This is a genomic window from Pseudomonas sp. PDM25 (assembly GCF_019219045.1).
Lineage (GTDB): Bacteria > Pseudomonadota > Gammaproteobacteria > Pseudomonadales > Pseudomonadaceae > Aquipseudomonas.
In genome coordinates this window covers 302,520-326,725 of sequence record NZ_JAHUWL010000003.1, presented here as the reverse complement: position 1 = coordinate 326,725, position 24,206 = coordinate 302,520, and the positions used below count along the sequence as shown (strand labels likewise).

The 24,206-nt window shown below is 59.5% G+C and carries 26 protein-coding genes; 10 read left to right on the top strand and 16 right to left on the bottom strand.

Translation table 11 applies throughout. The features are described from left to right. Window positions 1-26 precede the first annotated feature (26 nt). Window positions 27-872: a MoxR family ATPase gene (locus tag KW848_RS07140; RefSeq protein ID WP_008153159.1), complete on the top strand. Its 846-nt coding sequence runs from the start codon at window positions 27-29 to the stop codon at window positions 870-872. Window positions 873-905: 33 nt separating this feature from the next. Then, on the top strand, window positions 906-2,084 hold the full coding sequence (locus KW848_RS07135; protein WP_008153157.1) for a VWA domain-containing protein: 1,179 nt from the start codon (window positions 906-908) through the stop codon (window positions 2,082-2,084). A 117-nt stretch (window positions 2,085-2,201) separates the two neighbouring features. Here the strand turns inward: KW848_RS07135 and KW848_RS07130 are convergent, their stop codons facing one another. The 4 genes from KW848_RS07130 to KW848_RS07115 form a co-directional block, all read right to left on the bottom strand. Beyond that, window positions 2,202-3,128 (bottom strand): biotin-dependent carboxyltransferase family protein, encoded by a 927-nt coding sequence (locus KW848_RS07130; protein ID WP_218536413.1) that lies wholly within the window; start codon window positions 3,126-3,128, stop codon window positions 2,202-2,204. Beyond that, entirely contained in the window at window positions 3,125-3,829 is a 705-nt protein-coding gene (locus KW848_RS07125; protein WP_192406651.1) for an allophanate hydrolase subunit 1, read from the bottom strand. The genes KW848_RS07130 and KW848_RS07125 overlap by 4 nt, the downstream gene beginning before the upstream one ends. Beyond that, on the bottom strand, window positions 3,826-4,578 hold the full coding sequence (locus KW848_RS07120; RefSeq protein ID WP_218536412.1) for a 5-oxoprolinase subunit PxpA: 753 nt from the start codon (window positions 4,576-4,578) through the stop codon (window positions 3,826-3,828). Before KW848_RS07120 ends, KW848_RS07125 begins: the two co-directional genes overlap by 4 nt. Window positions 4,579-4,668: 90 nt before the next feature. Continuing rightward, on the bottom strand, window positions 4,669-5,955 hold the full coding sequence (locus KW848_RS07115; RefSeq protein ID WP_111450797.1) for an MFS transporter: 1,287 nt from the start codon (window positions 5,953-5,955) through the stop codon (window positions 4,669-4,671). A gap of 148 nt (window positions 5,956-6,103) precedes the next feature. Between KW848_RS07115 and KW848_RS07110 the strand changes: the two genes are divergently transcribed. Next, complete coding sequence (locus KW848_RS07110; protein WP_111450798.1) at window positions 6,104-7,018, top strand: LysR family transcriptional regulator; 915 nt, start codon at window positions 6,104-6,106, stop codon at window positions 7,016-7,018. A gap of 162 nt (window positions 7,019-7,180) precedes the next feature. Here KW848_RS07110 and KW848_RS07105 read toward each other — a convergent pair whose 3' ends face one another. From KW848_RS07105 to KW848_RS07095, 3 genes are read right to left on the bottom strand one after another with little or no spacing between them, the layout of a single operon-like run. Then, entirely contained in the window at window positions 7,181-7,723 is a 543-nt protein-coding gene (locus KW848_RS07105; RefSeq protein ID WP_218536411.1) for a DUF2937 family protein, read from the bottom strand. 12 nt (window positions 7,724-7,735) lie between these two features. Continuing rightward, on the bottom strand, window positions 7,736-8,512 hold the full coding sequence (locus tag KW848_RS07100; RefSeq protein ID WP_111450801.1) for a class II glutamine amidotransferase: 777 nt from the start codon (window positions 8,510-8,512) through the stop codon (window positions 7,736-7,738). Window positions 8,513-8,543: 31 nt separating this feature from the next. Beyond that, on the bottom strand, window positions 8,544-9,041 hold the full coding sequence (locus KW848_RS07095; protein WP_218536410.1) for an MFS transporter: 498 nt from the start codon (window positions 9,039-9,041) through the stop codon (window positions 8,544-8,546). A gap of 216 nt (window positions 9,042-9,257) precedes the next feature. Here KW848_RS07095 and KW848_RS07090 point away from each other — a divergent pair, with 216 nt between their 5' ends. Further along, complete coding sequence (locus tag KW848_RS07090; protein WP_218536409.1) at window positions 9,258-11,312, top strand: S9 family peptidase; 2,055 nt, start codon at window positions 9,258-9,260, stop codon at window positions 11,310-11,312. A 221-nt stretch (window positions 11,313-11,533) separates the two neighbouring features. After that, a complete protein-coding gene (locus tag KW848_RS07085; protein ID WP_033053557.1) occupies window positions 11,534-12,007 on the top strand; it encodes a cyclic nucleotide-binding domain-containing protein in 474 nt (157 codons plus the stop codon). On the opposite strand, the gene KW848_RS07080 is transcribed toward KW848_RS07085, so the two are convergent. Beyond that, window positions 12,004-12,294 carry a hypothetical protein gene (locus KW848_RS07080; RefSeq protein ID WP_111450805.1) on the bottom strand — a complete coding sequence of 97 codons (291 nt, stop codon included), beginning with the start codon at window positions 12,292-12,294 and terminating at the stop codon, window positions 12,004-12,006. The two genes, KW848_RS07085 and KW848_RS07080, sit on opposite strands and share 4 nt — an antisense overlap. A 98-nt stretch (window positions 12,295-12,392) precedes the next feature. On the opposite strand from KW848_RS07080, the gene KW848_RS07075 reads away from it, so the two are divergent. The 4 genes from KW848_RS07075 to KW848_RS07060 all read left to right on the top strand — a co-directional run bounded on the left by KW848_RS07075 (window position 12,393) and on the right by KW848_RS07060 (window position 14,648). Then, the gene (locus KW848_RS07075; protein WP_111450806.1) at window positions 12,393-13,079 is read left to right on the top strand and encodes a spermidine synthase; all 687 of its coding nucleotides are present in this window, start codon (window positions 12,393-12,395) and stop codon (window positions 13,077-13,079) included. Between the two features lie 48 nt (window positions 13,080-13,127). Then, entirely contained in the window at window positions 13,128-13,499 is a 372-nt protein-coding gene (locus tag KW848_RS07070; RefSeq protein ID WP_111450808.1) for a YajD family HNH nuclease, read from the top strand. Window positions 13,500-13,707: 208 nt separating this feature from the next. Continuing rightward, entirely contained in the window at window positions 13,708-14,178 is a 471-nt protein-coding gene (locus KW848_RS07065) for an RNA methyltransferase (RefSeq protein WP_008153126.1), read from the top strand. Window positions 14,179-14,270: 92 nt separating this feature from the next. Then, window positions 14,271-14,648, top strand: a complete 378-nt coding sequence (locus KW848_RS07060; protein ID WP_046046102.1) for a DUF2892 domain-containing protein — start codon at window positions 14,271-14,273, stop codon at window positions 14,646-14,648. 142 nt (window positions 14,649-14,790) lie between these two features. Here the strand turns inward: KW848_RS07060 and KW848_RS07055 are convergent, their stop codons facing one another. Together KW848_RS07055 and KW848_RS07050 are read right to left on the bottom strand one after the other, a co-directional pair. Then, window positions 14,791-16,020, bottom strand: coding sequence for a hypothetical protein (locus KW848_RS07055; RefSeq protein ID WP_218536408.1), 1,230 nt, complete (start codon window positions 16,018-16,020; stop codon window positions 14,791-14,793). A 75-nt stretch (window positions 16,021-16,095) separates the two neighbouring features. Beyond that, entirely contained in the window at window positions 16,096-16,545 is a 450-nt protein-coding gene (locus tag KW848_RS07050) for a YcgN family cysteine cluster protein (RefSeq protein ID WP_218536407.1), read from the bottom strand. A 165-nt stretch (window positions 16,546-16,710) separates the two neighbouring features. Here KW848_RS07050 and KW848_RS07045 point away from each other — a divergent pair, with 165 nt between their 5' ends. Further along, window positions 16,711-17,304 carry a nitroreductase family protein gene (locus KW848_RS07045; RefSeq protein ID WP_008153118.1) on the top strand — a complete coding sequence of 198 codons (594 nt, stop codon included), beginning with the start codon at window positions 16,711-16,713 and terminating at the stop codon, window positions 17,302-17,304. 126 nt (window positions 17,305-17,430) lie between these two features. Here the strand turns inward: KW848_RS07045 and KW848_RS07040 are convergent, their stop codons facing one another. From KW848_RS07040 to KW848_RS07015, 6 genes are all read right to left on the bottom strand, one after another. Next, window positions 17,431-18,363, bottom strand: a complete 933-nt coding sequence (locus KW848_RS07040; RefSeq protein ID WP_111450813.1) for a D-2-hydroxyacid dehydrogenase — start codon at window positions 18,361-18,363, stop codon at window positions 17,431-17,433. A 120-nt stretch (window positions 18,364-18,483) separates the two neighbouring features. Further along, window positions 18,484-18,777 carry a YcgL domain-containing protein gene (locus KW848_RS07035; protein ID WP_007898694.1) on the bottom strand — a complete coding sequence of 98 codons (294 nt, stop codon included), beginning with the start codon at window positions 18,775-18,777 and terminating at the stop codon, window positions 18,484-18,486. After that, window positions 18,774-19,907, bottom strand: coding sequence for a ribonuclease D (rnd, locus tag KW848_RS07030; RefSeq protein WP_192406639.1), 1,134 nt, complete (start codon window positions 19,905-19,907; stop codon window positions 18,774-18,776). Before rnd ends, KW848_RS07035 begins: the two co-directional genes overlap by 4 nt. Window positions 19,908-20,030: 123 nt before the next feature. Next, window positions 20,031-20,693, bottom strand: coding sequence for a class I SAM-dependent methyltransferase (locus KW848_RS07025; protein ID WP_111450815.1), 663 nt, complete (start codon window positions 20,691-20,693; stop codon window positions 20,031-20,033). Between the two features lie 76 nt (window positions 20,694-20,769). Beyond that, window positions 20,770-22,419, bottom strand: a complete 1,650-nt coding sequence (locus KW848_RS07020) for a phosphoethanolamine transferase (protein WP_218536406.1) — start codon at window positions 22,417-22,419, stop codon at window positions 20,770-20,772. 179 nt (window positions 22,420-22,598) lie between these two features. Next, window positions 22,599-23,981, bottom strand: a complete 1,383-nt coding sequence (locus tag KW848_RS07015) for a glutamine synthetase family protein (protein WP_218536405.1) — start codon at window positions 23,979-23,981, stop codon at window positions 22,599-22,601. Window positions 23,982-24,206 lie beyond the last annotated feature (225 nt).

The window sequence follows — 24,206 nt, the reverse complement described above, 5'->3', positions numbered from 1 at the left end:
CGGCGTTACCGTTCGAGGATTAGCAGATGAAGTTCGAAGGCACCCAGGCCTACGTCGCCACCGATGACCTGAAGCTGGCAGTCAACGCCGCCATCACCCTGGAGCGTCCACTGCTGGTCAAGGGTGAGCCGGGCACGGGCAAGACCATGCTCGCCGAGCAACTGGCCGAGTCCTTCGGCGCCAAATTGATCACCTGGCACATCAAGTCCACCACCAAGGCGCATCAGGGCCTGTACGAGTACGACGCGGTCAGCCGTCTGCGCGACTCACAACTGGGCACGGAAAAGGTTCACGACGTTCGCAACTACCTGAAAAAGGGCAAGCTCTGGGAAGCCTTCGAATCCGAAGAGCGGGTGATCCTGCTGATCGACGAAATCGACAAGGCCGACATCGAATTCCCGAACGACCTGCTGCAAGAACTCGACAAGATGGAATTCTACGTTTACGAGATCGACGAGACCATCAAGGCCAAGAAACGCCCGATCATCATCATTACCTCCAACAACGAGAAAGAACTGCCGGACGCCTTCCTGCGCCGCTGCTTCTTCCACTACATCGCCTTCCCGGATCGCACCACGATGCAGAGGATCGTCGATGTGCACTACCCAAACATCAAGAAAGACCTGGTCAGCGAAGCGCTGGACGTGTTCTTCGATGTGCGCAAGGTGCCGGGCCTGAAGAAAAAGCCATCGACCTCCGAACTGGTGGACTGGCTGAAGCTGCTGATGGCCGACAACATCGGCGAAGCGGTGCTACGCGAGCGCGATCCGACCAAGGCCATTCCGCCACTGGCCGGCGCGTTGGTGAAGAACGAACAAGACGTGCAATTGCTTGAGCGTCTGGCGTTCATGAGCCGTCGCGGCACTCGCTGATCCCTCTGTTTAACAAGATAGAGGGCGATAGCCATGCTGCTTAACCTGTTCAATGAAATGCGCGCAGCCAAGGTACCGGTCTCGGTACGGGAGCTGCTCGACCTGATCAACGCGCTGAAACAGCGCGTGACCTTCGCCGACATGGACGAGTTTTATTACTTGTCCCGGGCGATTCTGGTGAAGGACGAAAAGCATTTCGACAAGTTCGACCGGGCCTTCGGCGCCTATTTCAACGGCCTGGAAAAACTCGACGACCACCTTCAGGCCTTGATCCCGGAAGACTGGTTGCGCAAGGAGTTCGAGCGTTCGCTGACCGACGAAGAGCGGGCGGCGATCCAGTCCCTCGGTGGCCTGGACAAGCTGATCGAAGAGTTCAAGAAACGCCTCGAAGAACAGAAAGAACGCCATGCCGGCGGTAACAAGTGGATCGGCACCGGTGGCACCAGCCCGTTCGGCTCCGGCGGCTTCAACCCGGAAGGCATTCGGGTCGGCGATGCCGGCAAACGCCAGGGCAAAGCGGTCAAGGTCTGGGATCAGCGCGAATACAAGAACCTCGACGATTCGGTGGAACTGGGTACGCGCAACATCAAGGTCGCCCTGCGACGGCTGCGCAAATTCGCGCGCCAGGGTGCGGCGGAAGAGCTGGACATCGATGGCACCATCGACCATACCGCCCGTGATGCCGGGCTGCTCAACATCCAGATGCGTCCGGAGCGGCGCAACACCGTCAAGCTGTTGCTGCTGTTCGACATCGGCGGCTCGATGGACGCCCACGTGAAGATCTGCGAAGAGCTGTTCTCGGCCTGCAAGACCGAGTTCAAGCACTTGGAGTATTTCTACTTCCACAACTTCGTTTATGAATCGGTATGGAAGAACAACATGCGCCGCACGTCCGAGCGCACTTCGACCCAGGATCTGCTGCACAAATACGGCGCCGACTACAAAGTGATCTTCATCGGTGATGCCGCCATGGCCCCGTACGAAATCACCCAGGCCGGCGGCAGCGTCGAGCACTGGAACGAAGAAGCGGGTTATGTGTGGATGCAGCGGTTCATGGAGAAGTACAAGAAGGTCATCTGGATCAACCCGTATCCGAAAGATACGTGGGGCTATACGTCTTCGACCAACATCGTGCGGGACTTGATTAACGATCAGATGTATCCGCTGACGTTGCGGGGGTTGGAGGAAGGGATGCGGTTTCTCTCCAAGTAATCGTTGTTGTCTGGACTGACGCCTTCGCGAGCAAGCCCGCTCCCACAGTTGATCTGTGTACGACAGGGATTCAATGTGGGAGCGGCGGTGCGACGATTCGACTTGCTCGCGAAGCTTTTAGCTATTCAGGAATCGTCGCAGATATTCGACGTGTTCGCGATGCGCGACATCCTGCACCACCGGTTTCAACCGTACCTGCGTCCCCGGCAGACACTGCGCCAGTCGCGCCAGCGCCAGCGGCGTCAACGCCCCCAATCGCGGATAGCCGCCAATGGTCTGCCGATCATTGAGCAGCACAATCGGCTGCCCGTCCGGCGGCACCTGAACCGCGCCCAGCGGGATGCCTTCGGAAATCATCGGCTTCCCCTGATACTGCAACGCCGTTCCCAGCAAGCGGATGCCCATCCGGTCGGCACGGCTGTCGAGGGTCCAGATGCTGTTGAACGCGTCAAACGAACTCTGTCCACTGAACTCGCCGATCTGGGCACCGAGCACCAGGTCCAGCGGCGCGTTGAGTTTGAAGTCCGGCACCTGTTCGCGCGCCAACTCCCGCAGCAGTAACAGCGAGCTGCCCGAATAGCTCAACTGCGCATCTTTGGCCAACGCCCGGCCCATACCGTCAAGCCCACCGAGCTCCTCACGGACCACCGTTGCGCTACTGCCCAACACCTTTGGCGCATCGAATCCGCCCGGGGCCGCCAAATATGCCCGGGCGCCAAGCAGCGGCTGAGTAAATTGCAATCGCTGACCTTTGTTCAGCCTGAAACTGCGCCACGGCGCCAACGACTCGCCATCCACCTGAGCTCCCAGATCTGCCCCAGCCAAAGCCAGCACGCAATCCTCTTCGGCAACGACTGTGAACCCACCGAGGGTGATTTCAATCACCGGTGCATCCAGGCCATTGCCCAGCAACCAATTGGCCCACGACATCGATCGCCAATCCGCCGCCCCGCCCTGGGTCACGCCCAGATGCCGCACGCCGAAACGGCCAGCGTCTTGTAACAGGCACAGCGGTGTACTCGCTTCTATTGATAGACGGCTCATGCCTGCGCCTCCAACGGCGTGTCATCACCGCCCAGATTGATGAATTCGGCATGGCTGACGGCTTCGAAGCGCACCGTGTCGCCTGGTTGCATCAGGCTGTAGCCGTCGCGTTCGCGGTCGAACAATTTGGCCGGGGTGCGGCCGATCAGATTCCAGCCACCGGGGGACACCACCGGATAAGCGGCCGTTTGCCGTTCGGCGATGCCGACACTGCCCGCGGCTACCTTTTTACGCGGAGTGTTCAATCGCGGCGCGGCCAGCGCTTCTTCCACCAGCCCCATGAAGGCGAAACCCGGCGCAAAACCCAAGGCGAACACCTGATATTCGCGCGCGCTGTGGCGGCGGATCACTTCATCCACGGCCAATCCGCTGCGCTGGGACAACAGACTCAACTCCGGGCCAACGCTCAAGTCATACCAGACCGGCAACACATGACATTTGCCGCGGGTGCAGGCGTTGGGCGACAGATCGATCAAGGCCTCGGCGATCAGCTCCCGAGCCTGAGCCGGACTCAACGCGGTCAGGTCGTAATGCACCATCAACGTCGTATAGGATGGCACCAGATCGATCAGATGCCCGGCGAATGCAGCACGCAGACTTTCACTGGCGGCGAGCATCCACGGCATGTTGGCCTCGCTGATCTGATCAAACAGACGGACCATCAAACAATCCAGCGCCACCACTTCTACCCGCAGGTTCATGGCGCGCTCTGCTGATCAAGTGCTTCGCGAATACGCCGCACGGCGGCTACCGAACTGGCATTGTCGCCGTGTACGCAAAGGGTGTTGGCCTGCAAATGCAAGGCACTGCCATCGCTGGCCGTGAGATTGCCGCCGCGGGCAATGGTCAGGGCTTGTTCGATGATTGTCTCGGGATCGTGATGCACTGCGCCCGGCAGTTGCCGCGAGACCAGCATTCCCGCGCTGTCGTAAGCGCGATCGGCGAAGGCTTCGAACCACAGGGTCACGCCGTATTCATCGCCCAATCGCTGGGCTGCGCTGTTGTCGCGAGTGGCCATCAACATCAGCGGCAACTCACGATCATAGGACGCCACGGCCTGAAGCACCGCGCGCAATTGCGCCGGGTTGGCCATCATGTCGTTGTACATCGCGCCGTGTGGTTTGACGTAACTCACCCGCGCGCCCTGAGCCTGGCAAATGCCGTCGAGGGCGCCGATCTGGTAATGCACAATGTCCTGAAGTTCCTGGGCGGTGTAGGCCATGGAGCGGCGGCCGAAGCCGACCAGATCCTGATACGCCGGATGTGCGCCGATCTGCACGCCGTTGCTCAAGGCCAGGCTGACAGTCTTGCGCATGATGCTAGGGTCGCCGGCGTGGAAGCCGCAGGCGATGTTGGCGCAATCGATGAAGGGCATGACCTCGGCGTCCAGACCCATGGTCCAGTTGCCGAAACTCTCGCCGATGTCGCAGTTCAATAGCAGGCGGCTCACGGTGAACACTCCTTTCAGCTTTATTCTTTTTAACTGCGGGACACTTTTTGTAACGGCAGGCCCGCAGATTATCAGTTGCTGGGCATTAAGTTATTGGGCTTCGAGTTGCTTGCCACGGGTTTCCGGCAGGCTCAGGGCCGCAAGAATCACCACCCCGTAGGACACCGCCGCAAAGGCACCGATTCCTACGCTCAATGGCACCTTCTGGCTCATCAAGCCGATCAACAGCGGGAACAATGCCGCCAGTGCCCGGCCGATGTTGTAACAAAAGCCCTGACCCGAACCACGAATCCGCGTTGGAAACAGCTCGGTCAAAAACGCGCCCATGCCACTGAAAATCCCCGATGCGAAGAAGCCAAGGGGAAAGCCCAGCCAGAGCATCACGCCATTGCTAACCGGCAATTGGGTGTAGAGCAGAACAATGGTGAACGAGCCGACCGCGAACAGAATGAAGTTCTTTTTACGCCCGAGGATGTCAGTCAAATACGCGCTGATGACGTAACCGACGTAGGAACCGATGATCACCATCGCCAGATAACCACCCGTACCGAGTACGCTCAACCCGCGTTCGTTCTTCAGAAAGGTCGGCAACCAGGAGGTGATCGCGTAGTAGCCGCCCAGAGCACCGGTGGTCAGCACCGACGCGCGAATTGTGGTGAAAAGGATGCCGGGAGCGAAGATCTCGTAGAATTTTGCCGGGTTGCCGGGTTCTTGCTTGGCCTTGGCTTCGCGATAGATTTCCGGGTCCTTGACCAGTCGACGGACGAAGATCACAAAGATCGCCGGCACAATGCCAAGGATGAACAGTGCGCGCCAGGCGTCTTCCGGCGGCAGTACCGAGAACAGCAGCGCATACAGGATCGCCGTCAGCCCCCAACCCAATGCCCAGCCGGATTGCACCATGCCAACAGCCTTGCCGCGGTCCTTGGCGCGAATCACTTCACCCATCAGCACCGCGCCAGCGGTCCATTCGCCGCCGAAACCGAAGCCCATCAGCGTGCGGCTGATCAGCAGTTGTTCGTAGTTTTGGGCGAAACCGCAGAGGAAGGTGAAGAAGGCGAACCACAGCACGGTGAGTTGCAAGGTGCGTACGCGACCGATGCGGTCGGAGAGAATCCCCGCCACCCAACCGCCGATGGCCGAGGCGATCAGGGTGCTGGTGTGAATCAACCCGGCCTCGCCGGTGGTGATGCCCCACATCGCAATCAGGGTCGGCACCACGAAGCTGAGCATCTGGGTGTCCATGCCGTCCAGGCCATAGCCGATCTTGCAGCTCCAGAAGGTGCGGCGCTCCTGCTTGTTGATATTGTGGTACCAGTCGAAAGGTCCTGGACGAACCGTGGCTTTGGGGATGTCGAGCGTGTCGGGCGCACTCATGGCAAATCTCCGCGCTAATTTTTATTGGTATTGTTCTGAGCCCCGACGACGCCTATCGTGGGAACCGGATGACCTGATTTTTGGGCTCCCTGCCCTGCTGCGTCCAACTAATAAAAACCCGCTCTAGACATAAGAAAAATTTGTCCTTATGAACCTGAAGTTTCTCGAGACCTTTGTCTGGGTCGCCCGACTCAAGAGTTTTCGCCTGACGGCGGACAAGCTCTTCACCACCCAGGCGTCGATTTCCAGCCGCATTGCCGTGCTTGAAGGCGAGCTCGGGGTGAAGCTGTTCCTGCGCGATTCACGCGGCGTGAGCCTGACGCCCGAAGGCTTGAAAGTGCTCGAGTACGCCGAGCAAATGATGGACACCATGCAAGCCCTCAAGCAGTCGATCGAAACCCGCTCGAGCAAGGTCGGACGGGTTCGCATCGGCGTGATGGACACGGTCATCCATACCTGGTTGAGCCCGTTGGTGGCGCAAATGATGGATCACTATCCGCTGGTGGAAATCGAGTTAGTGGCCGATACCGCGCTCAACCTCTGCGATCAGCTGCAAAAAGGCTTTCTCGATCTGATCCTGCAAACCGACCTGTTGCGTCAGGAAAGCGTACGCAGCCTTGAGCTGGCCAGTCACCCGATGGGCTGGATTGTGGCTACGAATTCGATCTACAACCGCGAGTATTCAGGCATTGCCGATCTGGCGCGGGAACGGATCATTACCTATTCGAAAAACTCCCATCCGCATCAGGAGATTCTCGCCCTGATGCAAGCCAACGGCATCTTGACGCCACGGTTGAACTGCGTGAACTCGGTATCGGCGATCACCCGGTTGCTGCGGGATGGTTTCGGTATTGGCGCGCTGCCACCGGTGCTGGTCGCCGAGGAACTGGCGCGGGGGGAGTTGACCTTGCTGGCCATCGATCAACGGCCACCGAATTTGCAGGTGGTGGTGTCGTGGCGGGTTGGCGTGGAGTGGGTCGAAGAAATCGTGGCGTTGTGTCAGCAGGTGTTGGACGGGTATGCGAAGAAGGTGGGTGAGAACTACATCGTCCTAGCCCGCTGAACACCGCCCCCCTGTGGCGAGGGGGTTCACCCCCGTTGGGTCGCGAAGCGGCCCCAAAACCAGACGCCTCGATGTATCAGGTAAACCGCGTGTGCCGGTTTCACGACTGCTGCGCAGCCGAACGGGGGTAAACCCCCTCGCCACAGAGATCGCGTAACCCCCTTACAACCCGCGCACATCCCGATCTTCGATCGGCCGGCTCTGGCGCAAGCGTTTGCCGCCCAGCACCACCCAGTCGATCAGACGGAACAGGCATTCAATGCCGAACGACAACAGCATCGCCCCGCTCATGCCCCAGATCATCGCTTCCGGCGTCAGCAGGATCTGGTAGCTGTAGCCATTCCAGGTTTCCTTGCGAATATCCGGATCAGCCGCCAGTGCAACCTGCAGGAAGCGGATGTACCACGGCCCCTGCATGGCCTGGAACTGTTTATCGAGGGCCAGTTGACGGGTCAATAAGGTGCTCAGGCTGTCGGCATCGCTGCGAAAGATCGGGTCTTCGCTGGCGCGGTAATGGGCCACCAATGCCTGCATGTCACCCTTGAAGAACTGATTCGCCGTGCCCTGAAAACCGCTCAGACCGGTCTGCGCCTCAATCAGATGCGCTTCGACGCGCTTGGCATAGTCGTTGATGAATCCCGGCACCTGGACACCGATCAACAGGCCCGCCGCGAACAACACCAGCCGTAGATAACTGAGCAACATGAAGGGAAATCCTTATTCGGTCTTGCCCTGGCTGACGCATTCACCGCGTCGCCAGAGGCTCCATTGGCCCGGTTCGTAGCGGGTCCAGGTTTCGTTTTCGGTCAACGGTTCGGTGGCGATCACCGTGACCACGTCGTTGGGCGTGGTTTCGGCCTGGAAATCGACGATCACATCGACGTCCTTCAAGCGCGCCGGGCCGAATGGCGCGCGACGGGTGATTTGCGCCAGTTTGGTGGAGCAATAGCAGAACAACCAGTCGCCATCGCTGAGCAGGCAGTTGAATACGCCTTTGCTGCGGTATTCAGCGCAGGCGGCCACCAGGTCTGGCAGCAGTTCTTCGACCTCGACCGGTTCCGGGAACGCTGCGCGCACGCGGTTGAGCAGATCGCAGAACGCCGCCTCGCTGTCGGTATCGCCGACCGGGCGGTAAAAACGCTTGATCGGTTGAAAGTCCGCGAGTTGGCCGTTGTGGGCGAAACACCAGTTACGGCCCCACAGCTCACGCACAAACGGATGGGTATTGGACAGGCAGACCTTGCCGACGTTGGCCTGGCGGATGTGCCCGATCACCACTTCGCTCTTGATCGGATAGCGCTGCACCAGGTTCGCGACCTCGGACTCACAGCTCGCCGCCGGGTCCTGAAACAGGCGCAGGCCACGGCCCTCGTAAAAAGCGATGCCCCAGCCGTCACGGTGCGGACCGGTGCGGCCGCCGCGCTGCATCAGCCCGGTGAAGCTGAACACGATATCGGTCGGCACATTGGCGCTCATGCCCAATAACTCACACATGCTCGGATTCTCGCTCAAAGGCAGGGGCAGGTTACAGTCGCGGTTCGACCCGCATTCGCTGAGGGTTGCTCGGCACCGGTGGACGACCGTAACGATCATCGCCCGCACCGCCGAAGGGATGATCCTCTTCAGGATCATCGGACCTGGCCGCAGCCTTGGCAGCGGCAGCCTGTTCCTTGCGAGCGTTGGACGCACGTTCGATAGGGAAACGGATCGCCACAAATACCAGGTAAATGCCGAAGGCGATGATGCCGTACATGAACAGGTCGGAAATTGCGCGCCAGGCGTTGTTGCCGACCTTGAACAATAGATCAAGGGCAGTAATGGCGATGGCCGGGGCAACCTTTTCCTTAACCGGATCAATGATGGTCGGGCTGAACAGCAACACAGCAACCAATAGCCGCAGCGGCTCACGCAGCCAGCGCCACATCCAGCGGGTGATACGCATCCACACCAACAGGCAGCCCAAAGCGGCGAAGGCGTAGAGGCCCCAAGCGATCAGATAGTCGTTCTCGGTCATGGTGTCCATGGCAAGGCAGGCAAAGAGGCGCTTATAGTAACGACTTTTCGCACGTCAGGCTTGCCCCAATGCCAGTCTGAAAAACGCACCCCCTGTGGGAGCGGGCTTGCTCGCGAAAGCGATGTGTCAGTCAACAGAGATGTTGAAACTGCTGGCCTCTTCGCGAGCAAGCCCGCTCCCACACGTTGCGAAGCCCTTATTCTGTACATTGTTCGAGAGTCCTTCATGCCCCTATCCGTCAACGTTTCCGACGCTCCCATCGCCCACAAGGCCGAAGGCGACGACCCGTATGCCTGGCTGCAGGAGCGCGACACCGACGCGGTGCTCGACTACCTGAAAGCGGAAAACCGCTACCAAGAGGCGCAAACCGCCGATCAGGCCGGGTTGCGTGAAACCCTGTTCGAAGAGATCAAGGCCCGGATTCTCGAAACCGACCTGTCCTTGCCCTCCCCTTGGGGTCCGTACCTGTATTACACGCGCACCACGGCCGGTGATGAATATGCCCGCCACTACCGCTGCCCGCGCCCTGCCGATGACAGCCTGCAGCTCGACGAAAGCCAGGAACAACTGCTGCTGGACCCCAATGAACTGGCCAACGGCGGCTTCTTTTCCCTGGGCGCCTTCAGTATCAGCCCGGACCACCAGCGTCTGGCCTACAGCATTGACGCCACGGGCGATGAGATTTTCACGCTGTTCGTGAAGGAATTGTCCAACGGCCGTGTCAGTGAACTGGAATTCCAGGATTGCGACGGCAGCATGACCTGGGCCAATGACAGCCTGACGCTGTTCTTCGGCGAACTGGACGACACCCATCGCCCGCACAAATTGTTCCGCTATCGGCTGGACGGTACGGCAGCCGAAGAAGTGTTCCATGAGCCGGACGGTCGATTCTTCATGCATTGCTACCGCTCCAGTTCCGAGCAGCAATTGCTGCTGTCCTTGGGCAGCAAGACCACCAGCGAAGTCTGGGTGCTCGACGCGTTCCAGCCGCAACAGGCGTTTACCTGCATCGCACCGAGGGCTGAAGACCATGAGTACGACGTCGATCACGGCGCGCTCGACGGTCAATGGACCTGGTTCATTCGCACCAATCGCGACGGCATCAACTTTGCCCTGTACCACGCCGTAGACACCGGCGTGGCGCCGACCGAGGCCGACTGGCAGAACCTGATCCCCCACAGCGACACGGTGATGATCGAAGGCATGAGCCTGAATGCCGGTGCCATGACCCTGAGCTTGCGTGAGGGTGGCTTGCCGATCATCGAAGTTCATCCGCAAGACCTGCCGAGCTACCGCGTGCAATTACCGGATGCGGCCTACAGCCTTCATGTGCAGAACAGTCTGGAGTTCGTCAGCGACAGGATCCGTCTGCGCTATGAAGCGCTGAACCGTCCGGCGCAAATCCGCCAACTGATCTTGGGCAGCGGCGAGCAGAAAGTCCTCAAGGAAACCCCGGTGCTCGGTCCGTTCGACGCCGATGCCTACGTCAGTCAGCGCCTGTGGGCAACGGCACCTGACGGTACGAAAGTGCCGATCAGCCTCGTCGTCAAACGCGAAGCACTCGGTAAGCCGACGCCGCTTTATCTGTACGGCTATGGCGCTTACGGCGAAAGCCTCGACCCGTGGTTCTCCCATGCCCGCTTGAGTCTGCTGGATCGAGGCGTGGCGTTCGCCATTGCTCACGTGCGTGGTGGCGGTGAACTGGGCGAAGCCTGGTATCGCGCCGGCAAGCAGGAACACAAACACAACACCTTCAGCGACTTCATCGCCTGCGCCGAACACCTGATCGCCAATGGTTTCACGACTTCACAGCAACTGGCGATCAGCGGCGGCAGCGCCGGTGGCCTGCTGATCGGCGCGGTGCTCAATCAGCGGCCGGAGTTGTTTGCTGCTGCGATTGCCGAAGTGCCGTTCGTCGACGTGCTGAACACCATGCTCGACCCGGACCTGCCGTTGACCGTCACCGAATACGACGAGTGGGGCAATCCTGAAGAACCGGACGTCTATGATCGGATCAAGGCCTACGCCCCGTACGAAAACGTCACCGCACAAGCTTATCCGGCGACGCTGGTGATCGCCGGCTACAACGACAGTCGCGTGCAGTACTGGGAAGCGGCCAAGTGGGTGGCGAAATTACGCGCGACCAAAACCGACGCAAATCCCCTGCTGCTCAAGACCGAATTGGGTGCCGGGCACGGCGGGATGAGCGGTCGTTATCAGGGATTGCGTGACGTAGCACTCGAATACGCATTTGTTTTCAAGGTTTTGGGCATCGCCTGAGGAACTCCGTTCGGCGTGCGGGTCTTAACTCTGAACACTGGACGCCGATACACCACACACATCCCCTGTGGGAGCGGGCTTGCTCGCGAAGGCGGTGTGTCAGACAACATTGATGTTGAATGTGATGGCCTCTTCGCGAGCAAGCCCGCTCCCACTGGGGATGTGTGTGGTGGATTGCAGATCCGGAACAGCAACAGACACAAGAAAAAGACCGTGACGACATGTCAGAACCGACCTTACTGAACAACGAAATTCGCGACTGGCTGATGGACTGTGGCCTGTTCGATCAACTGCTGCCGGCGGACTTCGCCGCGGCCTCGGGCTACTTCAGCATCAGCACCATTGCTCAGGGCGAAGAGATTTTCCATGAGGGCGATGCCGGCAGCTTCATGTGCATCATCCATACCGGCCAGGTGGCGGTACAGAAAACCAACAGCGACGGTCACCTGGTGACCATGGCAACGTTGCGCAGCGGTCGGGCGTTCGGCGAAATGGCTGTACTCGACGGCGAACGTCGCTCGGCCAGTTGCGTGGCCGCAAGCAATTGCCAGTTGCTCAATCTGGGCAAGGATTCGCTGGAAAAGATGCTCAACGACGCGCCGAAAATCGCCGCAAAAATCATCCGTGCCCTCGCCGTTTCCCTCTCCAAACGCCTGCGCATGGCCGATGGGCAACTGCTCTCGCAGCAGGTTTAACCGCCGGGCGGTTTGGCTTTCGACGGGGTTTGCTCCGGCACCGGCAGTGGCTGGTCCTTGGTCGGCGGGCTAGGCATTTCAATCGGCACCAACGGCGGGCCGCCACTGCCGGGCCCGACCTTGGGCACGCTGGTCGGGGTGATTTGCGGGTACGGTGTCGGGGTCGCGGTGCCGGGCGAACCGGGCAGCGGCGCAGGGCTAGTGGGGGTGGTTTGCAACTGCTGGGCCTGCACTGCAGTTATCGAGAGCGCGGCCAAGGCAATGACCGTTAGAATGGTGCGCTTCATCAATGGCTCCGTTGGCCTTTTTGTGTTTTTGCAGGCTACTCCCAACGGCGCGTGTTTGCCTTCTCCCTCTTATGCCAATTTCTCCTCAAGTGAATCCCATGAAACGTTTCGTTCTGCTCGACACCGCTCCAATTCCTGAAAATGGCGGTGCCTTGTGCCTGTTCGAATACGGTGAGGATTTCGTCATCAAGATCCAGGGCGGCGACGGCGGGCAACTGATGAACACCCGCATGCACGGCTCGGAAGACGCTCTGGCGGAGATCCCGTGCCGTAAAGTGGCCGGCCGGCCGAATTCGCGCGTGCTGATCGGCGGCCTGGGCATGGGCTTCACCCTCGCCTCGGCCCTCAAGCATTTGGGCAAGACCGCTGAAGTGGTGGTCGCGGAACTGGTGCCGGGGGTGGTGGAGTGGAACCGTGGCGCGCTGGGTGAGAAAGCCGGGAACCCGCTGCTGGACCCGCGCACGGTCATTCGCATGGAAGACGTGGCCAACGTCCTGCAAGCCGAGCCACAAGGATTCGACGCAATCATGCTCGACGTCGACAACGGCCCCGAAGGCCTGACCCAGAAGGCCAACAGCTGGCTCTACTCCGCTGGCGGCCTGAGCGCCTGCGCCAAGGCCCTGCGGCCTAAAGGCGTGCTGGCCGTCTGGTCCGCGAGCGCTGACCGACAGTTTTCCGACAAACTGAAGAAGGCCGGCTTCAAGGCCGAGGAAGTCCAGGTCTTCGCCCATGGCAACAAAGGCACCCGTCACACCATCTGGATTGCCGAGAAGCTCAAGGGCTGAGCTAAACTGCGATTAATACCGTCATTAGTCTTTTACAAAGGTGAACCCATGAGTTCGTCAACACCGACCAACACGTCGAAACTGGACCGCATCCTTGCCGACAACCAGCGCGACAAGGAAATGGGTTACCGCGACAAGGCCCTGAAAATGTACCCGCACGTTTGCGGTCGTTGCGCCCGTGAGTTTTCCGGCAAGCGCCTGAGCGAACTGACCGTGCACCACCGCGACCATAACCACGACAACAACCCTCAGGATGGCTCGAACTGGGAATTGTTGTGCCTGTATTGCCACGACAACGAACACTCGCGGTACACCGATCAACAGTATTTCGGTGAAGGCTCGCTGAGCTCACCGAAAATCGCCAAGGCGACGCATAACCCGTTTGCCGCGTTGGCCGGGTTGATGAAGAAAGAAGACTGAAGATCTTCAGTGCTTCAACCGGCCCCTTCGCGAGCAAGCCCGCTCCCACATTGATCTGTGGCGTACGCCAGTAGTGTATTCACCTGAGATCGATGTGGGAGCGGGCTTGCTCGCGAAGACGGCCGACCAGACACCACCAATCTACAAACTGACCACCCTCCCCCAATCCCCGTATAATCGCCGTTTTTTCCCCGAAGGCACCCCGCTCGTGGCAGACAAACGGTACAGCTGCATTGGTTTGTATAACCCCAAATCACCGGAGAACGTCGGTTCGGTGATGCGCGCCGCTGGCTGTTATGGCGTGGCGTCCGTGTTCTATACCGGCAAGCGTTATGAACGCGCCGCCGACTTCGTCACCGACACCAAGCGCGTCCACTACGACATTCCGCTGATCGGCATCGACGACCTGAAAAAAATCCTGCCGCTGGGCTGTGTTCCAGTCGCTGTGGAACTGGTGGAAGGTGCCCGTTCGCTGCCGGAATACACCCATCCGGACCGCGCGCTATACATCTTCGGCCCGGAAGACGGCTCGCTGGATAAAGAGATTCGCGACTGGTGCGAAGACGTGGTCTACATCCCCACCACCGGTTGCATGAACCTGGCGGCCACCGTCAACGTCGTGCTCTATGACCGCATGTCCAAGGGGCTCAACACTCGTTCCGGGGCAAAGTTTCGCTGATTCAGCACATATCCGATGGAACAAGCCGCCCGCCTCGGCAGTCAGCTTAATTATCTATTCTTGAAGCAGTCATTCCAGCCAGGAGACAGATCATGAGCGAACTCAAACGCGTAGAACGCATCGAATCCACCCCGTTCCAGACTCACACGGAGCAGAACGTGCAGGGTTGGGAACGTATCGGTTCACTGGCCGGCGGCGTGGTGATGGTCGGCAAGGGCCTGCGTCGCGGTGGTGTGTTCGGGTTGATTCAAGTGGCGATCGGCGGTGTGGCCCTGGCGCGTGGTATTACCGGGCACAGTTCAGCGAAAAGCCTGCTGGAGAAAAGCCGTCAGGACATGAACAACGTGCGGGCGAAGATTCAGCGGGCGGGTGAAGAGCTGAACCGGTTGAAGGCGAATGCCGAAGCGGCGACCAATACCGCTACCGTGACCGGTAATGATTCGTTGAAGTCGCCTAAAACCGGGGTTTGATCCAGAAGATGTGGTGAGGCTTACGGCCTCTTCGCGGGCAAGCCCGCTCCCACAGGGTTATGCGGCGTATACAACATTTATGATCGCCGCCAATCACTGTGGGAGCGGGCTTGCTCCGGGCGGCGCTCCGACGATGGCGGTGTTACTGAAGTAACTCGGTATCGAGGACTTTGGAGGACTCGCCAATCACGCTTTCGGCCAGTTGAACAAACTCCTTGGTATCCACACTCTGCAAATGCATCGCCCCGCGCAACACATCATCCAGCGAACGCTTGTTGCGGGTCTTCAGGCGAATCTCGCGATCCAGTTCCTGCAATAACACGACCGCTTTCGACACCTGCGCCGGGCTGGCCTGATCACCACGCAAGGTCGTGACCTTCTGGCTGTCCTTGGCCAACTTCTTCTGCAAACTCTCATACCGCTCATCGCTCATGCCGCCGGCGCGGCGCACCAGTTCGATGGCGTAATACTCGGCAAAACCTTCGCTGATCCAGTCACTGCGCTGTTGGTCGTTGATCAGTCCGAACACCTGCGCCAATTCCCGCACCAGTGCACTGCTGCCGCTTTCGCTGACCAGCGGCAGACGCGTGTTCAGATAGATCGATTCGTGAGCGCCCAGACTGCCACGCCACATCGGGTCGTTGGCACCGACGATCAACAGTTTGACGGGATGACGGGGATACACCGCCTGCACTTGCGGCCAGACAAAAGTCAGCAGCGTCAGCACATCCATGCGGTGCATGCCCTGGCCCTGAGGCGAGGCGACGGTGACTTCGGTTTCCCCAAGCCGCGTGCGACGGCTACCGAGGTGGCCGGCGAGCATCCAGCCCGTGGGCCGGTCGAACAAGCGAGAAACGTTATCGACCCGGAATTTGTTCTTGCCGATTCGCGGCCAGGCAGTTTCAACGCTTTTCCAGCCGGTGGGCAATTCGAATTCAAGGCGTGAAACCAACTCGATGCCGTCCTGCTGATCGAGTTTGGCCGCCGGCACCAGATCGTCGCCGCGCATCAGCGCCCACGTTGGCGTCATGCGCGTATCGAAGCTGCCGCTCTTGCGCCCTTGGCTGATGCGTACGCGGTAGGTCAGGCTGGCCTTGTCGGCGGCCGGACGCCAGACACCACGGGCCTGCTTGCCCGGCGTGAACTGCCATTGGCCGTCGGCCTTGAAATCGCTGTATTGGCTACCGTCGCCCAGGTCAAAATCCAGGCTGCGTACTGCCGAACCCTGGGCCAGGGTCAGTCGCACTTCAGCCTGATCGCTTTGCGGCAACAGGCGCACGTGGTAATCCAGATCAACCTTCTTCACCGCCCACACGGGTGAACTCAGGGCCAAAAGCCCAAAGGCCAACGCCAGCCGCAATCCCACAGCCATACACACTCCTTGCTCGCGCGAGGCTGCGTAGCAGCCCTGAATTCTAGTAATCACTACCCATTTTGTGAGTGGTAATTAACCCGCCCGAAAAATCAGATGGTCTTCCCAATCGTCGTCGGCCACGCTGCCTTCGGCGAGCATGCGCCCGGACTGGGAAATTCGCGCGTGATGCACCGCATCGCGATCACCGCACACCAGATGGTGCCAAAGCGGCAGGTCCTTGCCTTCGCTGACCAGTCGATAGCCGCAGGTCGGCGGCAGCCACTTGAACTCATCGGCCTTGCCGGGCGTGAGCTGGATGCAATCGGGGACGAAATCGCGGCGGTTCGGGTAATCGGTGCACTGACAGGTTTTCAGGTCCAGCAGTTTGCAGGCGATACGCGTGTAGTAGACGCTGTTGTCGTCTTCATCTTCGAGCTTTTGCAGGCAGCACAGGCCACAGCCGTCGCACAGCGATTCCCATTCCTCTTGATCGAGTTGATCGAGGGTTTTGCGTATCCAGAACGGTTCGACTTTGGCGGCCATGGCTCAAGCATCAACATCAGGTGGTGAAAAGGCCGCCAGTCTAGTGCCAAGGCCCTTGTGGGCCAAGCGTTGGCGACTGCCGGTAAAACGAGCTTGTCAGTTATTGCGCCGCCCAGTAGGGTTTTGCGTCGCCCCATTCTTTCAAACGTAGCAAGGAATCACTTGATGAGCGCTAATCCACGCGTTGCCGACTATGCCATCCACCCTCAGTTCACCGACCGCTGGTCGCCCCGCGCCTTTACCGGCGAAAGCATCCCGGAAGAAACCCTGCTGAGCTTCTTCGAAGCCGCGCGCTGGGCGCCATCGGCTTACAACTCGCAGCCTTGGCGGTTTCTCTATGCACGTCGCGACACGCCGAACTGGGAGCGTTTCCTGGGCCTGCTGAATGAGTTCAACCGCGGCTGGGCGCAGCACGCCTCGGCACTGGTGATCGTGATCTCGAAAACCACCTTCGCGGTACCTGGCGCCACCGAAGAAACCCCGGCCTTGTGGCACACCTTCGACACCGGTTCCGCTTGGGGCCATCTGGCGCTGCAAGCGAGCATCAGCGGCTGGCACACCCACGGCATGGCCGGTTTCGACCAGGACCTGACGCGCAAGGAGCTGAACATTCCTGAGGGTTATGCGCTGCACGCAGCGGTAGCGGTGGGCAAACTGGGCGACAAGGCGACGCTGGCGGAGTACCTGCAAGCGCGTGAAGAGCCAAGCCCACGTCGTCCGCTGAGCGAGTTGGCCGCCGAAGGCGACTTCACCCTCTAAGCCACACCGAAGATCTACTGTAGGAGCCGAGCTTGCTCGCGATGAGGCCATCACATTCAACATCATCGTTGACTGTGAGATCGCCATCGCGAGCAAGCTCGGCTCCTACAGGTTCATAGGGTGAATTCAATACCCGCGATTGAAATCCACTTCCCCACGCAATGCCTCACCCGCCTGATACGCCCGCAGGTTCTCGACAAACAGGTTCACCATCATCGATGGCGAGGTCGGTGCCGAGCTGTGGCCGGTCAGCAGCAGGCCCCAGGCGGTCCAGAACGGATGACGTTGCGGTAGCGGCTCCTGACGGCAGACGTCAATCACGGCACCGGCCAGATGCCCTTCTTTCAAGGCCTCCACCAGGTCCGCATCGACCACCGCCACGCCACGCCCGACGTTGATGAACAACCCGGTCGGCTTGAACTGCTTGAACAGCGCCGCGTCGTACAGATCGTGGGTGTTGGGTGTATTGGGCAGCAGATTGATCACGTAATCCACTTCACCCACCAGACGCGGCAGATCAGCCAATGCCCCGACTTCGACAAACGGCGCCTGCTCGCGGGCTTCGCTGGCGATGCCGTACAACTCGACGCCAAACGGCAGAAGAAACTGCGCCACGGTCTGGCCGATATCACCGGTACCAACGATCAACACTTTGCGGCCAGCCAGGCTTTGGCCCTGGCGACTGTCCCACTTGCGCTCGACCTGGCTGACCAGCCGCGGCAGCACTTCGCGCTCGTGGCCGAGCATGTAGGTCAACACGTATTCGGCCATGACCTGACCAAAAATCCCCACCGCCCGAGTCAGGCGATAGTGACGTGGCAAGCCGTCGGCCAGCAGCGGCGTAATGCCCGCCCAGGTCGATTGCAGCCATTGTGGCTCGTGGCCCTGACGCAGCAAGGTCGCCAGCAAGTCCGGCTGACCGAGCCAGATCGGACAATCAGCGGCCTGGCTGGCCAGTTCGGCGGAGTCGCCGCTGGTCAGCACTTCCAGGTCGGGCGCTGCTTGACGCAACAGCTGGGCGTACACAGGGTGGTCGTGTTCAGCAATCAGAACGCGCATGGTTCAAACCTTTCAAAAACAGAGCAGTCGGCCGCCAATGGAGTAACGCTCCATCGGCCTGGCCATCGCCAAAATCATTCCAGTGTTTCATAAAGGCTCTGAACAGAGCCTGTCTGCCGGTCACATCGGGTCGTTGCGGCGCAGCAATTCTTCCGGCAAGTGTTCGATGTATTCGTCTTCGGCCGGCGGCATTTGCAAGTGGTAACCCTGCTTCTCAAGGTTTTCCAGTACCACGGTGATGTCCTCGCGCGACAGTTTGCGCTCCGGGGTCAGCACCAGGTCGAAGGCGTGATGCGGTTTGCCGAAGGCGGCCATCAGACTTTCCGGGACGCGCTCCAGTGCATCGCTTTTGAGCACATAGAGGTACATCTCGTTTTTCTTCAAGCTTCGATAAATGGAACAAATACGCTTCAAGGCTGTTCTCCGGCGGTGGCCAGGCTGTCGAGCAGCGCCTGGCCCATCAATTCGCGGCGCCAGCCACGCAGCGAATCAGGCAATTGGTAGGGGCCGTTGGGGTAGCCGCTCTTGAGCAGCGCTTCCAGGGTTTTCTTGCGCAGCATCAGCTCCGGCGCAATGTTCAGGCGCTCGGCTTCGGCCTGGCCGATCGCACGCAGCTGTTTGACCAGTGCGGCGGCGTCCACCGGCAAAGGCTCCGGCACTGCTGGCGGCCATTGATCTGGCGACACACTGCCAGAGCGTTTGATCAGATCAAGCAGAAACTCGCCGTCCTGACGCACGGTGCGCGGGTGCATGTCTTCGATTTTCGCCAACGCGCCAAGGTTGTCCGGCTGAGTCCGCGCCAGCGGCCACAGGGAATGCTCCCGCACGATGCGGTTGCGCGGCAGATCACGGGCGCGGGCTTCGCGCTCGCGCCAGGCACACAGTTCACGCAATACGGCGAGCTGGGCGCGGGAAAGCTTCCAGGCCAGCTTGGCTTCGCGATAGACCTCATACGGATCAACTTCACGGCGCAGGTTGGCCACCAGCTCGGCGCCGTCTTCCAGGACCCAGGCGTACTTGTCGTCAGACAGTTTCGGACGCAGCTGCACAAAAACTTCCGCCAAGTGCAAGGCATCTTCGGCGGCGTAGCTGATTTGGGTGTCGGAAAGTGGACGTTGTAGCCAGTCGGAACGGGTCTCGCCCTTGGGCAGGTCGATGCCGAGCACTTCCTGCACCAGCCGCGAATAGCCCATGGAAAAACCGAGGTTCAGGTAAGCGGCGGCCAACTGGGTGTCGAACAGCGGCACTGGCAGGCTGCCGGTCAGGCGCAGCAGGACTTCGAGGTCTTCGCTGCACGCATGGACGACTTTGACCACGGCCGGGTTTTCCAGCAACGCGGCCAGCGGCTGCCAGTTGTCGATGCTCAGCGGGTCAATCAGGTAAGCGCGTACGCCATCGCCGATCTGCAGCAGGCCTGCAATCGGATAAAAGGTGTCGACCCGCATGAATTCGGTGTCGAGGGCAACGAATGGCAGCTGCTGCCACTCAGCGCAAAACTGACCGAGGCTATCGTTGTCGCGAATCCAGTGAATATCGATGGCCACACGGCTCTCCCTTGAAGAATGGCGCGCAGTATATATCGCCCCCGGCGATTTCCTCGCATCCACTGAACAAGAGCTTTAGCGAAAATGCCTGCCGAACAGCAAGAAATGTCTGATAAGCGGAGACTAGCCGGCCTTACGCAGTACGTAGACGCGCATCCGCGCACAGCCGGGCAGGAAGTCCTGATGACTGAGCAAGCGCAAACCTGCGCGCTTGAACTCGGCTTCCACCTCGGCCTTGCTGACCAACGGTCGGACCGGAACGCCCTGTACATCTATGCGCCGGCCTTTGAAATGAGCATCGACCCGTACCGCCACAATCACCGTATCGCGACTGACCCGATGGAATTCCTTAAGCATGGCCAAACGATGCTCAGGGCAGGCGATGTGTTGAAACAGTTGCATGCAAAAAATGCAGTCAACCGCATTCGCCGACAAGCCAATGGTGAACGCTGAACTCTGAAAGGTCTTGACCCGTTCCAGCAAGTTCTGCGGATGGTGGGTGCGGGCATGATCGAGTATGTCCTGCGACGGGTCGGCCGCGAGAATCACCCGGTTTGCATGCTCAGCCAGTACCGGCCAGTAGCGCCCGACACCGCAGGCCAAATCAAGCACCAACCCCGGTTCGCCGGCAGCCTTGAGCGCGTTGCGCACCAGTTGCTCGTCACGCCAGAACGTCAACCGCCCGGCCAGGCCACGGGGGCGCGGCTGAAGACAGACGCGGGCGTGTTCCTGATCGTAGCGCCGGGCGATCTCAAGCTCGATGGCGGATGGGGATTGAGCAGACATGTGCAATGGTTCTCGGGGGAAAAACGCTAACCGGCCGCAGGTTAGCGACCGGTGCGTGGAAAAAAGGTTGAAGCACTCACTCTTTGGCCAACACACCGTCGGTCACCGCACCGCGACACCCGGCAAACATATCCAGGTCCTGGTTGTAGACCTTGCTCTTGACCTCCAGCAAACCGAGCATCGAATGGAACAGGTTGTCCTGGCTCAAGGGTTTTTCGCGGCTCTGTTGCAGGCAATTAGCGTCCACCGAGTACGACTTTTGATAGCTGTCGGAAAACCAGGCCAGCATCGCGACATGTTTTTGTTGTTCCGGCGCCAGCATGTAAGGCGTGCCATGCAGGAACAAGTTGTACTCACCCAGGGATTCGCCGTGGTCCGACAGATAGAGCATCGCGGTGTCGACTTTACCCTGATTGCTACGCAACAAATCGATCAGGGTGGACAGCACGTGGTCGGTATACACCAGGGTGTTGTCGTAGCCATTGACGATACTTTCGCGGCTGCAATTGTTCAGGGCGTTACTTTCACAGACCGGGGTGAAGCGCTCGTATTCTTTCGGGTAGCGCTTGAAGTATTCCGGACCGTGACTGCCCATCTGGTGCAACACCAGTACCGTGTCTTTATTCAGGGTATCGATGAAGTGCTGCAAACCCTGCAGCAGGATTTCATCGCGGCATTCGCTATTGGCGCACAGTACCGGGTCTTTCAGGTTACTGACGTCGTCGAGGGTGACCCGATCGCACGTGCCTTTGCAGCCCGATTGGTTATCGCGCCAGATCACATCGAGACCCGCGCGCTTGAGCACGTCCAGCAGGCCTTCCTGGTTTTTTGCCTTGCTGGCGTTGTAATTCTTGCGGCCCATGTCGGAGAACATGCACGGCACCGACACCGCTGTTTCCGTCCCGCAGGAATGAACATCGGTAAAAGCGATCAAGCCAGCTTCTTTACTCAGTTTGGGCGTGGTGTCACGGTCATACCCCAGGATGCCGAAGTTCTCGGCCCGGGCACTTTCGCCCACCACCAGTACGGTCAGTGATTTGCGGCCGTGGGTTTGCAAGGCGGGATTTCGCTGGGCATCTTCGCCCAGCGTGACGAAGGGTTGCCGCGCAGAGACGACCTGCTCACGCAGATAGCCGGCCGAGGCACCGATGTAGTTGCTCGGCACCACCATCAGGCGCAACTCATGGTGATTGCGAAACAATGAGGACAAGCCTTGATAGTTAACCAGTGCGACCCCCCCGATCACAGCAACCGATGCGACACTCACGAGAATTTTACTGAGTAGCTCACGGTGCCAGCGACGGTAACTAACCGGCGTCTTCCATAACAAAAAGGACGGCAAAACACCGAGCAAAACAATATAAACAAGCAACTTGATCGAGAGTAAGTCACGCACTTCCGTCGCATTGGTTTGCGCAAAGTTACGCAACATCCCGGTGTCAATCAAAACACCGTATTGGGCCATGAAATACGCCACCCCGGCGCTGATCATAAAGATCAGGGTCAAGACCGGTTTGAGCACAGGCCGGAACGCCAGTAGGGTCAGCACAATGTTGAAGGCAGCCAGAATCATCAAGCCGAACGCCACGCGCATGACGATGCCTTGGCCGTCAGATGACGTGATCTCAAACAGGTGTTGCCAGAGAACAAGGTTGCAGCCCGTTAATAGGAAGGCACTGGCAATCAGTGTTACCCACTCGGGCCGCACGGCTTTAATCTTCAACATTATGATCGGTTGTTCCTGAAAAGAAGCGCCTTCGGCAAATGTGAAAATTTCATTTACCGTGACAGCACTAATTTTAGTCAGCCAACCATCAATATTTTGTGAAAAAGAAGCCAACGATTGGTTGGCTCATGGCGTTGGGCCAAAATCTCTAACTTATTTGAGAACGATTCAGGTTCTGTTCAGGCTTGATGCAAATACCAGCGCCAGTCCTGCTCGCCGACCTCGCCCATGAACTGTCGATACTCGGCACGTTTTACTGCCAGGTACACACCGAGAAATTCACCGCCGAAGGCTTCCCGTGCCCAGCTCGAACCCTCCAGCGCTCGTAACGTGGTCAACCAGTCAGTCGGCAACAGTTCCGTGGCCTGGGCGTACCCATTGCCCTCCACCGGCGCGCCAGGATCGAGTTGTTCGCGAATACCGCGATGGATCCCGGCCAGAATCGCCGCGGCCGCCAGATACGGGTTGGCGTCGGCGCCACAGATGCGGTGTTCGATATGCCGGGAAAACGCCGGCCCGCCGGGCACGCGCAAACTCACGGTGCGATTGTCCACGCCCCACGTAGGTGCCAGCGGCGCATAGCTGTTGGTTTGAAAGCGACGGTAAGAGTTGGCGTTCGGACAGAACAGCAGCAACGAATCGAGCAACGTGCTGAGCATCCCGCCGACCGCCTGTTTGAGCAGCGGAGTACCGTCCGCAGCTTCGCTGGCGAACAGGTTGTTGCCCTCCTTGTCCGCCAGGCTGACGTGCATGTGCATGCCAGTGCCCGCCAGGTCATCGAACGGTTTGGCCATGAAGCACGCCGTCATCCCGTGCTTGTGCGCCACGCCTTTGACCAGTCGTTTGTAGCGCACCGCTTCGTCCATCGCCTGCAAGGCGTCGGTGCGGTGTTCGAGGGTGATTTCCAATTGCCCCGGCGCGTATTCGGAAATCGCCGTGCGCGCCGGAATGCCCTGCAGTTTGCAGGCGCTGTAGAGATCGGCCAGAAACGGCTCGATCTGTTCCAGTTCACGCAATCCGTAGACTTGAGTCCCTCGCGGCCGTCCGCCATCGACATCCCGCGCCGGTTGCGGTCGACCGTTGCTGTCGCGCTGCTGATCCAGCAGGTAGAACTCCAGCTCTGCCGCCATCACCGGGTAATAACCGTCGGCCTGCAAGCCTTCGATAACTTTCGCCAGCAGATGCCGTGGATCGGCAATCGTCGCGGGCATGCCCTCCTTCGGGTGCATGCTGACCTGCACCGCCGCCGTAGGAATCAGCCGCCACGGCATGCGCGTCAAACTGCCGCTGATCGGGTACGCCCGGCAGTCGATATCGCCAACGTCCCAGACCAGGCCGGAGTTTTCCACGTCATCGCCGTTGATGGTCAGGCCAAGAATGGTGCTCGGCAAGGGCCGCCCGCTTTCGTACACCGCCAGCAGTTCATCGCGATGCAGCAACTTGCCCCGCGGTACACCGTTGTTGTCGAGGATGAACAACTCGAACATCTCGATATCCGGGTTCTGTTCCAGAAAGGTCAGGGCTTCTTGCTTGGAGGCGAAAGATGTCGTGGCAACACTCATGGGAATTCTCTTATTTCCGCGTCAGGCAAACGCACAGGCGTCGCCGCTTTGATCCCGGCGCATAGCGCGGGACCTGTAAGAACAATCAACGGGAAATGCAGGAATCCGGTGGGCGCGCGTGACGGCAGTGCCACAGCGCCCAAAAGGCTAATTCGCAGGGAAGTGCGACGGGACAACCGTCCATAGAAAAAACCACAGAAAACAGATGAGCCGCAGCGTCACACG

Bases quoted from the DNA above. Each gene is read 5' to 3' on its own strand.
- KW848_RS07140 (WP_008153159.1), top strand. From the start codon at position 27: ATGAAGTTCGAAGGCACCCAGGCCTACGTCGCCACCGATGACCTGAAG.
- KW848_RS07115 (WP_111450797.1), bottom strand. From the start codon at position 5,955: ATGAGTGCGCCCGACACGCTCGACATCCCCAAAGCCACGGTTCGTCCA.
- KW848_RS07050 (WP_218536407.1), bottom strand. From the start codon at position 16,545: ATGGCCGCCAAAGTCGAACCGTTCTGGATACGCAAAACCCTCGATCAA.
- KW848_RS07095 (WP_218536410.1), bottom strand. From the start codon at position 9,041: ATGGACACCATGACCGAGAACGACTATCTGATCGCTTGGGGCCTCTAC.
- KW848_RS07105 (WP_218536411.1), bottom strand. From the start codon at position 7,723: ATGTTGCTCAGTTATCTACGGCTGGTGTTGTTCGCGGCGGGCCTGTTG.
- KW848_RS07070 (WP_111450808.1), top strand. From the start codon at position 13,128: ATGAGTTCGTCAACACCGACCAACACGTCGAAACTGGACCGCATCCTT.
- KW848_RS07135 (WP_008153157.1), top strand. From the start codon at position 906: ATGCTGCTTAACCTGTTCAATGAAATGCGCGCAGCCAAGGTACCGGTC.
- KW848_RS07075 (WP_111450806.1), top strand. From the start codon at position 12,393: ATGAAACGTTTCGTTCTGCTCGACACCGCTCCAATTCCTGAAAATGGC.
- KW848_RS07085 (WP_033053557.1), top strand. From the start codon at position 11,534: ATGTCAGAACCGACCTTACTGAACAACGAAATTCGCGACTGGCTGATG.
- KW848_RS07130 (WP_218536413.1), bottom strand. From the start codon at position 3,128: ATGAGCCGTCTATCAATAGAAGCGAGTACACCGCTGTGCCTGTTACAA.
- KW848_RS07125 (WP_192406651.1), bottom strand. From the start codon at position 3,829: ATGAACCTGCGGGTAGAAGTGGTGGCGCTGGATTGTTTGATGGTCCGT.
- KW848_RS07040 (WP_111450813.1), bottom strand. From the start codon at position 18,363: ATGCGCGTTCTGATTGCTGAACACGACCACCCTGTGTACGCCCAGCTG.
- KW848_RS07110 (WP_111450798.1), top strand. From the start codon at position 6,104: ATGAACCTGAAGTTTCTCGAGACCTTTGTCTGGGTCGCCCGACTCAAG.
- KW848_RS07100 (WP_111450801.1), bottom strand. From the start codon at position 8,512: ATGTGTGAGTTATTGGGCATGAGCGCCAATGTGCCGACCGATATCGTG.
- KW848_RS07060 (WP_046046102.1), top strand. From the start codon at position 14,271: ATGAGCGAACTCAAACGCGTAGAACGCATCGAATCCACCCCGTTCCAG.
- KW848_RS07090 (WP_218536409.1), top strand. From the start codon at position 9,258: ATGCCCCTATCCGTCAACGTTTCCGACGCTCCCATCGCCCACAAGGCC.
- KW848_RS07015 (WP_218536405.1), bottom strand. From the start codon at position 23,981: ATGAGTGTTGCCACGACATCTTTCGCCTCCAAGCAAGAAGCCCTGACC.
- KW848_RS07020 (WP_218536406.1), bottom strand. From the start codon at position 22,419: ATGTTGAAGATTAAAGCCGTGCGGCCCGAGTGGGTAACACTGATTGCC.
- KW848_RS07025 (WP_111450815.1), bottom strand. From the start codon at position 20,693: ATGTCTGCTCAATCCCCATCCGCCATCGAGCTTGAGATCGCCCGGCGC.
- KW848_RS07055 (WP_218536408.1), bottom strand. From the start codon at position 16,020: ATGGCTGTGGGATTGCGGCTGGCGTTGGCCTTTGGGCTTTTGGCCCTG.
- KW848_RS07045 (WP_008153118.1), top strand. From the start codon at position 16,711: ATGAGCGCTAATCCACGCGTTGCCGACTATGCCATCCACCCTCAGTTC.
- KW848_RS07080 (WP_111450805.1), bottom strand. From the start codon at position 12,294: ATGAAGCGCACCATTCTAACGGTCATTGCCTTGGCCGCGCTCTCGATA.